Origin of the sequence: Desulfofundulus sp. TPOSR, assembly GCF_011393055.1 — a bacterium.
GTDB classification, from domain to species: domain Bacteria; phylum Bacillota; class Desulfotomaculia; order Desulfotomaculales; family Desulfovirgulaceae; genus Desulfofundulus; species Desulfofundulus kuznetsovii.
This window is the reverse complement of record NZ_JAAOEF010000001.1, coordinates 1,618,345-1,633,787: the sequence shown is the minus strand read 5'-3', so window position 1 is coordinate 1,633,787 and position 15,443 is coordinate 1,618,345. Positions and strand designations below refer to the sequence as shown.

At 55.4% G+C, this 15,443-nt stretch carries 18 protein-coding genes; all 18 read right to left on the bottom strand.

Features of this window, described 5'->3' with window-relative positions:
• Positions 1-109 precede the first annotated feature (109 nt).
• Positions 110-805, bottom strand: coding sequence for a hypothetical protein (locus tag G7K71_RS08105; protein ID WP_121450806.1), 696 nt, complete (start codon positions 803-805; stop codon positions 110-112).
• A 295-nt stretch (positions 806-1,100) separates the two neighbouring features.
• Positions 1,101-2,216: a peptidoglycan DD-metalloendopeptidase family protein gene (locus G7K71_RS08100; protein ID WP_166344807.1), complete on the bottom strand. Its 1,116-nt coding sequence runs from the start codon at positions 2,214-2,216 to the stop codon at positions 1,101-1,103.
• A gap of 24 nt (positions 2,217-2,240) precedes the next feature.
• Positions 2,241-2,804, bottom strand: a complete 564-nt coding sequence (locus tag G7K71_RS08095) for a hypothetical protein (RefSeq protein WP_121450804.1) — start codon at positions 2,802-2,804, stop codon at positions 2,241-2,243.
• A gap of 56 nt (positions 2,805-2,860) precedes the next feature.
• Positions 2,861-4,663, bottom strand: coding sequence for a hypothetical protein (locus tag G7K71_RS08090; RefSeq protein WP_121450803.1), 1,803 nt, complete (start codon positions 4,661-4,663; stop codon positions 2,861-2,863).
• Positions 4,660-4,857 (bottom strand): hypothetical protein, encoded by a 198-nt coding sequence (locus G7K71_RS08085; protein WP_166344805.1) that lies wholly within the window; start codon positions 4,855-4,857, stop codon positions 4,660-4,662. The genes G7K71_RS08090 and G7K71_RS08085 overlap by 4 nt, the downstream gene beginning before the upstream one ends.
• 1 nt (position 4,858) lies before the next feature.
• Positions 4,859-6,673, bottom strand: coding sequence for a VirB4 family type IV secretion system protein (locus G7K71_RS08080; RefSeq protein ID WP_165859272.1), 1,815 nt, complete (start codon positions 6,671-6,673; stop codon positions 4,859-4,861).
• The gene (locus G7K71_RS08075) at positions 6,654-7,418 is read right to left on the bottom strand and encodes a TraC family protein (RefSeq protein ID WP_121450800.1); all 765 of its coding nucleotides are present in this window, start codon (positions 7,416-7,418) and stop codon (positions 6,654-6,656) included. Before G7K71_RS08075 ends, G7K71_RS08080 begins: the two co-directional genes overlap by 20 nt.
• Complete coding sequence (locus G7K71_RS08070) at positions 7,411-7,707, bottom strand: PrgI family mobile element protein (protein ID WP_121450799.1); 297 nt, start codon at positions 7,705-7,707, stop codon at positions 7,411-7,413. Before G7K71_RS08070 ends, G7K71_RS08075 begins: the two co-directional genes overlap by 8 nt.
• Before the next feature lie 12 nt (positions 7,708-7,719).
• Positions 7,720-8,103: a hypothetical protein gene (locus G7K71_RS08065; protein WP_166344803.1), complete on the bottom strand. Its 384-nt coding sequence runs from the start codon at positions 8,101-8,103 to the stop codon at positions 7,720-7,722.
• A 14-nt stretch (positions 8,104-8,117) separates the two neighbouring features.
• Entirely contained in the window at positions 8,118-8,501 is a 384-nt protein-coding gene (locus G7K71_RS08060; protein ID WP_121450797.1) for a hypothetical protein, read from the bottom strand.
• Positions 8,488-8,730, bottom strand: coding sequence for a hypothetical protein (locus G7K71_RS08055; RefSeq protein ID WP_166344801.1), 243 nt, complete (start codon positions 8,728-8,730; stop codon positions 8,488-8,490). The genes G7K71_RS08060 and G7K71_RS08055 overlap by 14 nt, the downstream gene beginning before the upstream one ends.
• Positions 8,731-8,921: 191 nt before the next feature.
• Positions 8,922-9,401, bottom strand: coding sequence for a hypothetical protein (locus G7K71_RS08050; protein WP_166344799.1), 480 nt, complete (start codon positions 9,399-9,401; stop codon positions 8,922-8,924).
• Positions 9,358-9,804 (bottom strand): hypothetical protein, encoded by a 447-nt coding sequence (locus G7K71_RS08045; protein ID WP_166344797.1) that lies wholly within the window; start codon positions 9,802-9,804, stop codon positions 9,358-9,360. The genes G7K71_RS08050 and G7K71_RS08045 overlap by 44 nt, the downstream gene beginning before the upstream one ends.
• A 259-nt stretch (positions 9,805-10,063) precedes the next feature.
• Positions 10,064-11,695, bottom strand: coding sequence for an IS1634 family transposase (locus tag G7K71_RS08040; RefSeq protein ID WP_166344795.1), 1,632 nt, complete (start codon positions 11,693-11,695; stop codon positions 10,064-10,066).
• Between the two features lie 199 nt (positions 11,696-11,894).
• Entirely contained in the window at positions 11,895-12,203 is a 309-nt protein-coding gene (locus G7K71_RS19345) for a tyrosine-type recombinase/integrase (RefSeq protein WP_313884911.1), read from the bottom strand.
• A 49-nt stretch (positions 12,204-12,252) separates the two neighbouring features.
• Complete coding sequence (locus tag G7K71_RS19340) at positions 12,253-12,396, bottom strand: hypothetical protein (protein WP_243174602.1); 144 nt, start codon at positions 12,394-12,396, stop codon at positions 12,253-12,255.
• Positions 12,397-13,020: 624 nt separating this feature from the next.
• Positions 13,021-14,103 carry an RNA-guided endonuclease TnpB family protein gene (locus tag G7K71_RS08030; RefSeq protein ID WP_166344793.1) on the bottom strand — a complete coding sequence of 361 codons (1,083 nt, stop codon included), beginning with the start codon at positions 14,101-14,103 and terminating at the stop codon, positions 13,021-13,023.
• A 455-nt stretch (positions 14,104-14,558) separates the two neighbouring features.
• Positions 14,559-15,440, bottom strand: a complete 882-nt coding sequence (locus G7K71_RS08025; protein ID WP_166344791.1) for a DNA adenine methylase — start codon at positions 15,438-15,440, stop codon at positions 14,559-14,561.
• Positions 15,441-15,443 lie beyond the last annotated feature (3 nt).

Here is a 15,443-nt window from a genome sequence, read left to right as displayed (position 1 = left end):
TCCAATCAGAAAAGGAACAACATTTTCCCGACTACCGTCAATAACAAAAGGGCGCTTATCGCCGCAACGGCAACCAGCATTTCTTCTTTTATCCACCGCGTGCCTGCGCTCATATTAACGTCCTCCCCAAGCCCCAAAATAAAACGATTGCACCCTCGAAAAACAAAAGCAGGGCAAACCCGTCCAAAATTTCAAAAGCCACCTCGGCATGTATCATTTTAGCAACAGCACCCTGATAGGTCTCGTAGCCCTGCCCATCAAGATAGGAACACATCCAGCGCCTCGAAAAAAGGCAGGCTCCAACCTCCTCCTGCGTGATGGCCGCCAGGGCAATTAAAGGAAAGCTCAGTAAAACGGCCAGCAGAGCTAAAGAAATTGCCTGGTGCGGCACCCGCCAGCCCACAAAAAAAGATATGGCCACGGGAGCCACCATGCTGATCGCGAGCCTTAACGGGGTTGATGCCAGCAATTCGGTAAGGGGATGCGGTTTAGCCGCGTGCCCCGCTTCGTGAGCTGCTTCCAAAAGTGCCCACAGACCTTTGCTCCCCGGGGGGTAACTCAGGAGGACCGTCTTTTCTCGCGAAATGTACCGCCCTCCCCCAACCGGGGAATAGACAGCTCTTACGTTCCCGACCAATTCAGCAACGACTCCAAAGTTGTCGAGGGGTCCTTTAATTTCAGCCGCCAAATGGCTTTCTTTAATCCGCCTGAAAAGCTTCGAAAAGTACGACCTCATTAACAACAACGACACCACTCCAATCATAATCATTGAAAAGCCGAAAACTAACACCGACAGAGAACCCATTTGTCCCACCCCCTCCCAAAACGACGTTTTCCTGATCCGATTCGCTGTGGGAGAGGTCTGTCCTTTCTAAAAAAGCACCATTGCCAGTATGAACCAGCTCCAGGCGCCGAGCATCCACCACACCGACGCCAGCGCCCGATTGTCCGCAACATGCTGTGCTCCCACCAAACGGGCGATGAGGTAAAAGGTGCAATTTAATAGGCACCCCACCGCATAAAGTACAGCAAGGGACAACACGACAGCTCACCGTCCTTTCTGCGTCGGATACCCCGACCTTCAAGCCCGGGGGAGAATATTAACTTAAAACCAACAACGGGTCTATCCAGCTATTGGTATTTAGCTTCTTTACCCCGAAGTGCAGGTGCGGACCGGTGGCTTCACCGGTGGCCCCCACCAGGCCAATCTGGTCGCCGGGCCTTACGGCCTGGCCGTCTACGGCCAATATCCGGGACAAATGGCAGTAGACGTACTCATAAGTGCCGTCCCGGACGACCACGAAATTACCCGATTCACTGTCGTACCCGGTCGTGACCACACCGCCCGACACCGATACGACCGGTGTCCCCTCCGGCGCGGCGATGTCAATACCGTTGTGCATCCTCCATATATGCAGGGTCGGGTGGTACCTCATGCCGAAGTAACTGGTGATGTCGCCCCTGCCCGTCCCCGGCACCGGCCACACCGCCGGGGTGCGGTAGGCTTGCGCCGCCGTGACGACCTTATCTATATAAGGCTTCGCTCCCACAACGTCCGCTCCATAACCACCATAACGTGCAAGAGCTGCATGTAAGTCTGAATCATTTTTCCAACCATCACCCTCCCATTCCAGTCCCCGGGCGTCAAAGAGGGAGACCAGGTACAGCGCACCGACGATAATCTGCGCCCTGGGATTCCACTTATCCCGCTCCGGGTCGAACCCGGCGGCCCGCGCCCGTTCAGGCCAGTAGTCCGGGTGCTGCTGGGTCAACCCGAAACACCCGGTCCTGTCGTTAACGGCCAGAGGATTCCAGTCTGATTCCTTTTGAATCAACCCTGCCAGAAACCAGGCGGGTATACCCGTGAGCTTTTCAGCCTCTTCCAGAAATGTCCGGAACTCGGCAGGGATCCCCGCACCGGAGGCCCAGGCGTAGGTCACACCGAAGGCATGATCCAGCCAGGCCAGCCATTCTTTCCTGGCCTGTGTGAAGGCTATACCCGCGTTAAAGACCATGTCCCCGGCCAGCTCAATGTCTGTTGAACCAGACGGCAGTCCGAGCGCTTTCGCCAAGTAAGCCTTCAGGTACTTCCTGCCGTTGTCCAGGGTCTCGATGCCTGCAAGTTCTTCGTAAGTCACCGAACCACCGTCACCGTAGGTTTTTGTCACCCATCGGTAGCGGTAAAGATTGTGGCCCCTGATCGTGTAAGCCTCCACCAGGAGGTAAACCGTTTCTGCAGTTCACCCATCCTTGCCGCAGTAGGTGACTTTGCTTTCCTTGTAATAAAACCAGGGGCGTAATTCCTTCGCCGCTTCCCGGATTTTTGCCTCCACCCAGGCCCGGTCGGCCATACGGTCCGTCCCCGCCGTTTGTAGCGCCCGGTACAGCACCGGCGCGTAGGCGTCCCCCCATTCGTTGACCAGCTTCGTGTCCTGCCCGTAGCGGTCCACCAGGCGTCCGAACGTGTACTCGCCTTTACCCGGGTACCACGCGCCATCACCGGGGACGAGCCAGGTTTCTTTCACGTTCATTTCCGCCACCCGCGACTTCGCGAAGTCCCGGATGGCCGCGTCCGCTTGGGACGGCTTCACGCCGGTCAGGTGCTGGTCCCCCGGCATGGCCGCGTAGACCGCCGCGAAGAGGAAGAGGGCCAGGGCCACCGCAATAAAAAAGATGATCAGGGGCGGTCCCAGCGTACCGATGATTACGGCCACCAGCTTCGACCCGGACTTTTTGAGCAGCTTTAGTGCGGCCCTTTTCAAAGCCTGCTGCGCCAGACCACGTCCCATTCTGCGGTAGCTCAAAGTTTAATCACCTCAAAAAACAAAAACGGGCACCTTTCCGGTACCCGCAGTAATCATTAATTCCTATACCTTAATCCGTCCAGTCCTCTTTGCGCCGCGTCATATGCCGCGTAAAGCTTCGCCTGCCGCTGCCCCAGGGCCGGGTTCCAGGCGCTCATGGCCGCCGTGGAAAGCACCCTGCCGGCGGCCCCGGTGACGCTGCCCGCCCCGGTCTCGGCCTTTAAAGCCTCCCCGAAGCCCACTTTTTCTTCTTTTGACCGCCGGGCCGCCTGCAGGGTGGTGCCGGCTACCACAGAAGCGCCCCTGGTCATGGCTGCCGCCAGGGACGCCCCGGTTTTCACAATGGCTTCACCGCCGGGCACTACACCGCCGACAAAGCCGCCGGCGATGCTCGCCCCGGTGCGGGCGAACTCACCGGCCCGCGAGGCGGTGTCGGTTGCCGCCAGAAGTCCCGTTATTGACGGGTTTTGAACCCGTCCTTTCAGCGGTGACCCGGGCGGAATGACTTCCGACCCGGTTACCGGGTGCGTCGTCTGACCAACTGCGGAGTGTGTACCTAACATCCCGTAGGACGAACCCATTCCTCTGGCCGCCACCGGCGGGCTGCCGGAAGAGCCGGCAGGCATTTCGCCGCGCAGATCCGGGGAGGTAAACCCGGCCTGCCGCCGGGGAGCAGGTTGAATCCCGCCGGGCGTGCCGCCCCACCCGCCCGGAGGCGGGCCCTCTGGTGCTTCGCCTCCGCCGGAAGCGGGGCTTTCCCCTTCCAGCGGGAGGGGTCGGGAGGCGAAAGTCGCCGCACCCAGCCGGGCAAGGGACACCACCCCGCCCAGGCCCAGGGCGGCCATCGCGCCGGTGGCCACGGCCTTCTCGTTCAACCCCGCCGCTCTGGTGAAAATACCCATCATGGAATTGCGCAGGACCTCCGACAGCGGTACGACCGTGTACAGGTATATCAGTACGGCCAGCCAGGAGGCCTCCAGGTTTTTTACGTCCGCCAGGATGAGGATGGTACCCAGCACCAGGGCGTGGGCCACGGGCATGAAAGCGTTGGACGCCAACTCCCCCAGCCAGACGGCCGCAGCGGTAACGTTTTTGTTGCCGGCCCACATGAGGGCCATCAAGGGGGTGAACACATAGAACACCGTCAGGGCCAGCTTGCGCACCAGGTAGATGACGTTCAGGTAACAGAAGAACAGGAAGAACGCCAGCTTGACCACGGCCGTGGCCAGAACGGAGCCCGTACTGACGTTCACCCCGCCGAAGTTAACTCCCCAATCGCCCACACTTCTGCCCGTACCCTGGACCACGTACTGGAAAGCCCCCTCAACTCCGTCCAGCAGGACCGATGAAAGCCACATGAAGGTTTCCAGGACGAAGGGTGCGAGCACGATGATACCGACGGCCAAAAACCAGCGTTGGATGGACTCCATTGCCTCCCGCCTGGCCCCCGGGTTGGCCGCCGCGTAGAAAAACTTGAACGCGGTGACCGCTATAACGATAAGGTAAAAAGGAGCGGCTATCGAGCATAAGGCGACGAACCATTCTCGCAGGTTACCCCTTTCGCCCTCAGTCTCCCAGGGGACGAAACGCTTCTGGTCGTCCGGAACCCCCTCCAGGAACACCAGTTGGTCTATGGATTTGAACCCGGCGGCCTTCAGCGCACCTTCGGAAATCCGAATGGGAAAAGTTATCAGGGAGGCCACGATTTTCTCGAAGGTGCCTCCCCGGTCCTCCGGCGCCCACGGGTCTCCGGCTGCGTCTTCCGGCTGATCTTGTATTAAATCAACCTGCGCCAGTGCAGGGGCCAGGGGAAAAAGGAGCAGGAGCAGGGCGAAAAACAAAGCCGCCGCCCGCTTCATGGCCCCCACTTCCTCATGCGGGCTTTGATTGCCTCCGGGAACCCGGTGGGTTGGCGGTTCAGCTTCTTCGCACGCCAGATGCACCAAACGAGCCAGACCACATAGGACACTACGGTGGCGGCCAGGCCAATAAACAAACCCAGGAACATGGGCAACAACGGGGTCACCGGGTTGTATTCGTGGTCGTCTTGCATGCTATCCCCCCACCTTCGTTTCAACGTATTCCCACTCGAACGGTGCGGGCGTAACCTGCACGGCAAAGGTCTGCCCGGAAACCCGCAGGATGCCCAGGCCGGGCCGGGCATGTTCCCCCGAGAGAATCTTGCGGCACCCTTCGGAGAGGTGGAAGTATTCTATGACAGCTTTGACCGCATGCTCCTCCTGCCTTAACACCAGAATTGTCGCGCAGGACTCGATCACCGCCCGGCCCGCCTCCCTGGAGGCGAATTCTTCAAACCGCTGGGTGGCGATGGTCAGGGCGCAACCGTGCTTGCGGCCCCTCCGGGCCAGGGTTTCCAGGTAAAGCGCCGCGTCGGGGTGTCTGAGAAACATCCAGGCTTCATCCACGGCCACGCACTTGGGCACCTCCCTGCCGCCCCGCTGGGCGAACATCTGCCAGAGCCAGGAAAGCACGGCGTATACGCCCACGAAGCGCGCCAGGTCGTCGCCCAGACCCTTGAGGGCAAAACATATATATGGCGCTTCCTTAAGGGTCAAGGTGGTCTGGCCGTCGAACATCCCCAGGGAACCGCCGGAAAGAAGCGGTTTCATGCCGTCCGCCACCCTTTCCCCGCCGGGCTTGGCCGCCAGGCGTTTCTGTATATCCGAAAGGGTGGGCATGGGCTTTTTTATGCCGCCTTCGTAAAGGCTTCCCGGGTCGTGCGTTACGCCCCTCGCCCGGTATTCCTCCAGCACGGCTTCTTCCAGCAGGGCCGCCTCCCGCGCCGTGAGGCCGTCCCCGGAAAAGTACCGGAAAACGGCCCCTACAAGACCTCGCACGTCGGCAACTTTATCCAGTACATTCACCCGCCAGGTTCCGTCTTCCTGTTGTTCCGGCTCCAGCTCCAGGGGGTTCATTCCGGAAAACACACCGGGTTTCAAGCGCACCACCGGGCCGCCCAAAGCCTCCGTGAAGCGAATGTACTCGTTTTCCGGGTCCACAAAGGCCGTCCTTACCCCCCGGTAGCCTTCCAGGAGGGCGATGTGCCGTTTCGATACGGACTTGCCCGAACCGGACTCGCCGGAAATGAACAGGTGCTGGTTGGGGATAATTTTTTCCCCGGCAAACCGGTCGAGCAGGACGGGGGACCCGGTGAAATAGTTGAACCCCAGCATTATGCCTTTCGTGTGGCCGCTCCCGGAAGCCGTTACGGGGAGGCAGCAGGCCCCCACGCCGGTGGTCATGTTCCTGGCGAAGTCTTCCACCCGGTTGGAAGCAAAGGGCAGAACGCTCTTCAGCCCCGCCGCCTGCCGCAACACCAGGGGGTGGGCCAGCACGCCGCGCCGGGCCAGCACCGATTCCACCAGGTCGCAGCGCCTGCGGAGCTCATCTTTGGTATGGCCATGGACGGCTATGAACAGTGTGCCGTGAAATAGCCTGTCCTGGCCGAACTGCACGGCCTCCCGGAGGCTGCGGTAGTCCCGGATCTGGGCCTCCAGTTCCGGCAGGCGGTAAATGCTCCCCGCCTTGCGATCCAGGTCGTACTGCGCCCTGGCCTGTGTCTCGCGGCGGGTCAGGTTTTTCAATACTTCCCCGTCCGGCACGGGCTCCAGGTGGATGGACAGATCCACGTCCCCCGCAAAAAAGATTTCATCAAGAAAACCCACCGTCACTTCGCGGGGCAGCCCTAATACGCCGTAAACTTTACACCAGCGGTCGCCTAAAGCAAGGCAGTCGAACTCGTCAATAAGCCCCGACGGACTGAAAAGGTTCTGCACCCGCAGGACGTGCCGGGTCAGGGGATCTTTCTCCACCGATTCTTGTTTACGCCTACGCTGCAGGAACCGCATCCTCATACACATCCCTTTCGCCCACGTGATACAGGCACAATACCCCGGCTTTAACCGCCTCCGAAGGCCGCCAGGCGCGTCCTCTGTTCAACAGGTGCGCCAGCAGGTCCACAAGGGCCTCGGAAGAAAGCGGCTCCAGGCGTATCTTCGCTCCCGCCAGGGCCACCGCAAGGGTATTTGCCCTGGCCTGTAATTCTTCCAGAGCATGGTCGAAGCCCTTCACGGTGTTATAGGAGAGCACTACGTAGGCCCGCCGGGCCGATACCGCACGCTCCTGCATCAAGCCGGTTAACCAGTTGGCACGGGCCAGGGCCATGTCCGCCAGTGTACCCGGCAGGCTTGGAGCCATCTCACGCAGTTCCTCCACGGCGGCCCTGGTGTCCACCGCCTCCGAGGTAACCAGGAACTGCACCGGATAGTTCAGCTGCCGCAGCGCGCCCCGCAGGGCGTCCTCGACGTTATTCTGCTCGTTCTCGGATAGAAGCCAGTAGTCCGCCGCTGTAATACGGCACACCATGCGGTAGCGATCCCCGGTCAGGATCAGGAGGCTTCGCCGGACGTCCTTAACCTCCCAGAAATCTTTCAGGCCACTTGATGCCCGGCGGGGGCCCGGGGAGGCGGGTCGCCCGGCCCCGGCGCGGGACTCCGTTGTACGGCGGGGCCGCGCATAGAACCAGGCCAGCATGCCCACGGCAGCCGAAAGTACCAGGAAGGTCGCGGTAAACCAGGCTCCCACTCTACTCATCCCCCTTAAGGTAAAACGCCCTCCCGCTCCGTTTCCAGCAGAACCAGTGCCACAGGAATACGTCCATGGGAGTGTGATACAGCTTTACGAAAGCTATAGCCATACCCGCCGCACAGCCCAATCCAAAGAGTGCGAAGCGTACGGGGACGGGAAAGAATACCGCTGCCGCCCCCGCCATGCCCCCTAATGAGGCTCCGGCCACGATGTACACGAACTGCTTGAAGCTTAGCAGGCCACCAAAGATCCGTTCCGGCTCGGTTATCTGTACGGGCACGGGGTAACGCCGCATGAACACCACCCTCTACTGCCCGGCTTTGGCCATAAGGCCGACGATAAAACCCGCCACCAGCATAGATCCACCAAGGAGGACGCCGCCGCCCAGTATGTAGGGCAGGGACCCCATTGCTTCGGCCCGTTTCTCGGGCCTGTTTGCCGTGGTGATGATAAGGAAAGCAGTCCATGCAACAGCAATGAAAATAACGAAGGCACCAATCGGCATGAGAATTTCTTTGAAGATATTAACCAGCTTTGTAGCCACATCTTCAGCCGTACGCTCAGCTATACCCCCGGCGGCCCAGGCTTCAGTAGCGGCCAGCCAGGAGCCCAGAAAAACAGGAATACCGACCAGCCTTGTAACCAGCGAGCGAATGCGGTTTATAGCTTCCAGTGGACGCACATAGTTCATAACCCAACCCTCCTCTATCTTGTAACATACTGGGCCAGACCCTTGACCAGACCCACGATGTATGGCGCTCCATAGAAGAGCAACAAACCGAAACCTATGGACAAAACTGCACCGACGACTTTTTGAAATAGTTTCATGCCGCTGAAGAGTACCAGCAGCGCGGCTACGCCCGCCACGGCCAGCATGATCTTGGCCACGGCGTCAGTCACGGGACCAGCCGCTTTGTAGGCACCGTCAATCATAGTGTTGACCTTCTGCGCAAACTGGTCCGGGCTCACCGGCTGGATCCCGCCGGACTCCGCTGCCGGAACCTGCTGGTCGTCCGCGATCGCGGGTGTTGCCAGGACAAACAGCATGGCAACCAGCAGAAGGGTGATTCCGGCTTTACCCGGCAACATTTTCACCAGCCCCTTTTCTATTAATCCTCTCGGCGGTCTTGTAGGCATCGTAGATGCCGTACAGCCAGACGACCGGTAGCAGAATGAATCCAATCACCACCGTGCACAGCAACCCGGATATGCCCGCCGCTACAAAAAGGCCAATGCCCTTGCCGATCTGGCCATTGTAAATCTGGCCCAGACCGCAGACCAGAAAGCTCAACACCGCCGCAAGCCCAGGGTTCTTCACAAAAAACAGCTCCTTTCTTTTTGCAGCGCAGCCGGACACGGGGTACAGAAAACATTCCCCTCCTTTCTGCCCGGAAGATTTTCTGGCTGCGCTGGTTACAAAAAAAAAGAAAAGCCCGTTTTAGACCGGGCTGCAGAAATCCGGCAAGCAATCAGCGACTATCCTGGGCAGATGGAAGCATCTACAATCACCTACCGAGCTTTAAGTTTAAAAAATTCTTCTATGTTAATTTCTCCGTTTATATATTTCAGATATAGTTCCGCACCATCCAATTCACTTTCATATAATCCGGCAGCTTGTTCTTCCATGGCTTTGCATACCTCTTCCAATACAGAAATTTTAAACTCATCCATAGCGATTTTAATGTTTGCAGACGAGAAGTATTGAGAGTCGGTGTTGCTTGCCCACTTAATATCACGCAAGCACTCTAATATTTTTTTAATCATCTGATCGTAAAACACATATGAATCTTTACCCACCGCTTTTTTCCCAAGTTCAACATAATGACGTAGCTTTTCCAGAAGTTCTTCTTCTTTTTCTTTTAAACTTTCCTTAATAGCGTTCCTCTCTTCTTCTCGTTTTTTCTGCTTATACCTGGAGTTTCGGCTCATGCAACCCCCCCTTTTTTTAATTTGCCGCGGACGGGCCAGCGATTTCCTGCAGATAATCATCTACATTCCACCCCTGTACAGTAGGCACCCAAGCCCATGGGACGTCCCGGTAATGTTGCCAAAAATGCCAGGCCATATCAGTTGTGCGTTGCTGTCGGTAGCGCACCAGCCCGGATTGTCCGGTGGTAATCTCGTCTTCACAGCAATAATCCATAGTAGCTGCCCATTGAGGGTTCCAAGATGATAACCACTCCACATACTGGTCCGGGGTATAACGGTAATCACCCCATAACTTGGTGGCAACAAACCCACCGCAGTCAGCGGCCTTTTCGGAAATATGGTCGGGCAACCGGGGTGGTTTCATTCCTTTGCGTGCCCAACTGGATGCCGGCAACATTACAGGTACCGGAGGAATGTATGAACGTATGCTATCTGAATCTGCTGTAGCGTAAAAAGTAAGCATAGGGCTGATTCCTCCAACCTTGCAAGGCCCCCGAAATAACCCGCCCGTCAGACACCCCTGATCGGAAAGCAGGATTCCAAACAAAAAAAGCCCGCGAAGTCACGGGCCGCAAAAACCGGGAGGTAAACCTGCCACCGCTACCCCCCGAAAACGGCGATTTCCAGTCACATCGAAGTTTGAAACTTTCAAATTAAAACCTCCCGAAAATCAAGGGCTCCGGGGCAATAATTAAAGACGTACCACTACATTTTCCTTCATTTTACAATAATGAGGGTGTGTGGTAATCATCGGAAGTCCGAGCACTTTGTTTGCAAGTGCCGTTACCGTCGTTTTTGATTTCAGCTACCTTTAGGGGTGGCCGGATTCCCAGTGCTCTGAATGCTTCATATGCGTTGCCCACCAGTTCCGTGCGGCATAGGTACTTGTCTTCCCCAATACTGAGTTCCACTGCTTTTAACTGTTGCAGGTCCCTGAGCAGGTAAACGTACTCCAGTTCAACTTCTTTTTCTGCCAGTTTTCTCTGTAAGGCCGATTCCAGGACCAGGGCCAGGAAACAGACCATGATGTGCCCACGTACACGGCTGTCTTTCCAGTGGTAGACCGGGCGCAGGTCCAGACTGGATTTCATTTCCCGGAAGGCCCGCTCTACACGCCAGAGGTCTTTATAGGCCAGGGCCACTTCTTCAGTACTGAGTTGAGAGTTGGTACGCAGGACGTACTTACCGTCATACCGGGCTTCTTCTTTCAGGGCTTCCTGATCTATACCCACCACGGCGTCTTTGTTAAGCAATAGATACCGGCGGTAACCACGGTTGCCCACCATAAGCTGTTCTTCCAGCTTCCGGCACATTTCCTCCCGGGCCTTTTTGTCGTGTTCGGCCTGGACGGGATTGTGGCAAACGATGTACCGGTCAGCATCGTACCAGACTTCTTTTACTTTCAGGTTTCCTTTGACGGTCCGGTACCTGCCGCCTGTTTTGAGTACTTCGCCGACGTCTTTGACTTTACGCATGCGCATACCCACAATATATTCGATGTGATTTTTGTCCAAATGTTCCAGAATATCCTGGCTGACCATGCCCCGGTCGCCTACAAAGACGACCCGGGTCAGTTGAAACCGTTCGCGGACGTCGGCAATGATTTGACTGAATGTGTTGACATCAGCTGTATTGCCGGGAAAAACCTCATGGGCTATAGGTATGCCGGCACGGGTCATTACCACGCCGACCATTACCTGGATTCTGTCCGGTCGATGATCTTTGGAGTGGCCGTAACGACCCAATTCCTCTGGCCCTCTGCCTTCAAAATATGTGGATGTGGTGTCCCAGAAAATCATGTCCACTTCCAGGTCGAACAGGTTTCTGGTGCTGTCAAAAAGGTCCAGTTCTATCCTCTCTTTATATTCGGCCAGAAAATCAAGGGCACGGTAAAGATGGTGCAGTTCCAGCTGGTCAAAAGACGGCCGGTAAACTTCTTTGAGCCATTCATTAACGCCCCGTTTGGAAAGCGGGTCGCTGATCCGGTTCAGCACCATGGCGTAGACGGCCTCAGCCAGTTGGCTGCAGGTGTATGCCTGGGAGAAATGGCGTTTCAGGATAAAGTCCAGGCCAAGTTGTTCCCACAGATGCCGGAAAATTAAATCCAACCCCCATTCCTTGGCACTGTGAACCATCAGTTTATCAGCTTCGGCCTGTATCCATTTCGTTTTTGAGAATTTGGCCAGGCTGGCAATGAGCCGGTCAAGGCTGCCTTTCTGAAGTTCGTCGATGCGGCCCAGGTTGGCCACCACTTTCTGGCGCACTTTGCCGTGCTCCCTAATGGCTTCGACTATCTGGACATAGGTTCTTTTTGAGCCATCCTTGTTGGTGAAAGTTTTTGTTCTGGCATACATGGCATAGATATTATACCATGTTAAGGCAGGTTAGAAAAACTAAATATTTACAGACGTGGCACTACACTTTCGTAATTTTTAAGTATTCCGCCAACTAAGACCCTTGATTTTACCGGGTTTCCAGCTTCGTTGGAAATGTATGGAGCGCTAAAGTTTCAAACTTGAGTCACAAAAAAATCAGGGGCACGCGCGTGCCCCCTTACACCTCTCCCCTTTCCAGAGCCTCCGCCATCCTTCTCGTGCTCGGTTTCGTATAAATTGCCGTTTCGTTCAGGTTGGAGTGCCCCAAAATCTGTGCCACCGTCACCAGGTCGGCTCCCGTTTCCAGCATGTTGGTGGCCGCCGTATGGCGCAAAACGTGCGGGTGGATCTCCAGCCGGGCGAAGCGGCCCCAGTCCTTGACCAACTGCTCCACGTACCGGGCCGTAATGTGGCCACCATACCTACCGGGAAAAAGATATTCATTCCCTGGGTGTTTTTTCTCCTTTTCTTCCAGCCACGCTTTCACCGTCCGCCTGGCCTCCGGAGGCACCGGCACTTCCCGGCACTTGTTGCCCTTAGCCCCGGATAAACAGTCTGCCGTGCCGCTCCCCTATGTCCAAGTCGGAAACCCGCACCGACACCCGCAAACCGCAGGAAAGCATCAGCCGGACCAGAGCAGCATCCCTGGCCCTGCCCCGACGCTCCACCTCCCGGAGCAAGCGGTTCCGCTCAACCCTAGAGAGCGCTTTCGGGGGGCCTTTATGCAGGGCTACCTTTTGGGGGAAGCGGGCAACCTGCTTATGTACCCTTTAGCTTCGGCCCACCTCAGAAAAGACTGTAGCGCACGCATGTAGAGGTTCACGGAAGGGGGTTTGAAAGGATCACCCCACTTCGTCTTCTGCAGGTAGCCCTGGTATTCTCGGAGGTCAACGCTTGTTATCTCCCCCGGCTCCAGGACCCTACCGTTGGCCGCCTCGTACCATGCGAAGAAGTCCTCAAGGGCGTACTAGTACGACTTCAGGGTGTTCTTAGAATCGATACGCCCAAGATCGGGAACCTCCTGCAAAAATTCTTTTGACGTCCTCCCCCGAATGAATTCAGAGGATTCCCCGTAGAGAATACCCCGAACCCACCCGGGGTAGCCCCGGGATTTACGTGCCCCTGCGGGTTCACGCCCGGTTCCGGTTAGGGTCCACCTCAAGCCGCGCATTTCTGCCGGCTTGTCATCGGCTCCCCCACTGGGCCGCGCCAACACGGCCCGCCCCCAGCGGTTCAAGGGGACACCTGCCCTCCACCCGCCGGGGCTGCGGTACTTTCCAGCCCGAAGACCGTACTCCATACCGCTAAGATGCTAACCCGCTTACCGCCTGGGCTATGTTGTCCGCGGCGTTCACGTCGATGTGCTTTATCCTTTTGCACCGCGGGCACCTGAACCACCGGCCTCCCGGTCTGCTTTTGACTGTTTCCCCGCACCTCGAACAAGTCAGTGTGGTCAGGTCGGGGTTCACAAGCTCTACCTGGATGCCGGCAAGTGCCGCCTTGTACTCGATGAATTGCCGGAGCTGGTAATAGGGCCAGTAATGCAGGCTCCGGCCAGGATCCTCCCGCTGTTCCTTCCCCTGCGCTTTCGTCCACCTGGCCCCGGTCAGGTCCTCCAACCGGATTTTCGTCACTCCATGGGCGATAGCAAAATTTACAAGTACCCGGCTGAGCTTGTGGTTCACGTCCGTTGCCCATAGGTGTTCCTTATCCCCCAGCCGTTTTAGAGCCCTGTAAGCCCCGGCTTTTTGCAGTTCCCGCCGGAGTTTCGCGTACTTCCTCCGAACGTACGCAAGCTGACCGCCGGAGAAGAATAACGTCTGGCCCCCTGCACTGGCCACCAGCAGGTCTATCAGCCCTAAATCGACACCCATGATCTTTTCCGGCTTTTGGGTCCGCTCCACGGGCACCGTCAGGCTCAGGTGAATGTACCAGTCCCTACCGCATTTGACCAGCCGCGCCACTCCCTGTTTAACTTTTCCTGCAAGCAGTAAATCCAAATATTTCTTCTGGTACGGTGTAACCACGATGGGCACCCCTACCCGCCTCTCCAGTGTGGGGAAAGAAACCTTGTAGACGGCTCCGCCGTCCACGGTATACTCTCTCTCCACCCGGAAGTTCTGGTTGTTGAATGCGGGCCATAACCGCTTGAAGCGTTTGGCTTTCGGCTTGCTCTTAATGTCCCGAATCGCTTGCGCCAATATTGCTGACGGCAATGGCTTCGAGTGTTCTTTAGCTTCTTTCGATGTCTTAGGTCGGTCTTTCTTGTCCAATCCCAAATACTTGTTCGCAAATTCCGTCGTCCTATCGGTCATTTCTTGGTACACTTCCTGCTTTGCCCGCGTCGGCTCGTACAGCTTAATCTTGAGCGTGATTGTTTGTTCCATTTTCCCTTTCCACCCCCTTCCCGTAAATTTGTTCACAAAAAACCCCCGCCTTTCATCACCTGAATGAATTCAGGTGTATTCCCGGCGGAAATTTATAAAAAATTATTACCCGGGAAATCATTCCCCGGATAATTGTTATCCCAAAGAATCACCTCCCGAAAAGTTGAGCGAAATGACTCTTTAAGAGTTAACACCCCCCCGAAAAAGGTGTAAGACCGGCCCTCAAAGCCCCGCTTTATTCGGTTAACTACAGAAATTAAACGCAAAGCCCACTACTTGTAATTGTTTTTTTAACCCTACCTTACCAGCCAGGATCAACCCGCACGTGAACGACTATAATCATACCGTTGATAGCACCAGCAGTGAAATGAGTTAAAACCACCTTTCAGCAAAGCTTACTCTACAAAAAATAAAAATATTCGCATGTTGCGGAAAAAGTAATTAGCGACCATATCTCAACAGGCTTCAATTTCACACTTCGGGCTATCAAGAGAAAGTGGTGGAATAACGAGATTTGAAATTAATAACTCGTTTCCTCTGCGAGAGGTCTTCGCAGAGTAATCAACATAAATCGGTTGTAGAGGCGCCCTAGCATATAACTTCCTAATCACAGGGTGATCATCATAACTTAAAAGCCATGGAAATTGCTTAGATAATATATATTCTGCAAGTCTTTGATGGTCGTAATCATCATAATAATACCGATACAATCTTTTACCTTGAGTATAATACGGGGGATCAATATAGACAAAACTGAAACCATTTTCGATTTCTTCTTCATACTTCTTCATAAACTCCAAGGCATCAGAGAATATAACGCTAACCCTATTTTTTAGATGCTGCAAATCACGAATCTGTTGAATGATTCGAGCTTTATTGAAACGACAATCGATCCGATAGTTAGATGATTGGCTATAACCTCCAATAGGACCTGCCCCAATTATACCGGAAAAATTGGTACGATTATAGAACAAACCGGCCAGGCCCAATTCTAAGATAGAATGGCCTGCTGGATCGTCAATTGCTCTAAAACGTTGAAATTGATCCCAAGTTTCAATGGTAACCTCTAATTCTTTAATTTTTTCACATAGCTCTTCGCCACAAGAAAAAACAGCCCTCCAAAAAGCATATACCAACGGATCTCTCTCAACAAGAACTGCATTTTGCGCATATCCCCTTTGAAGCATTTCCAAGGATACTACAGCACTACCAGCGTACGGTTCATAAATAGTGCAACCAGAAAGAAGATTCTCTTCAATAATTGCAGCTATATAATCTGTTAATGATGACTTACTTCCGGGATATCGTAAAGGACTAGTTAAAATATTGTTTGGCAATTT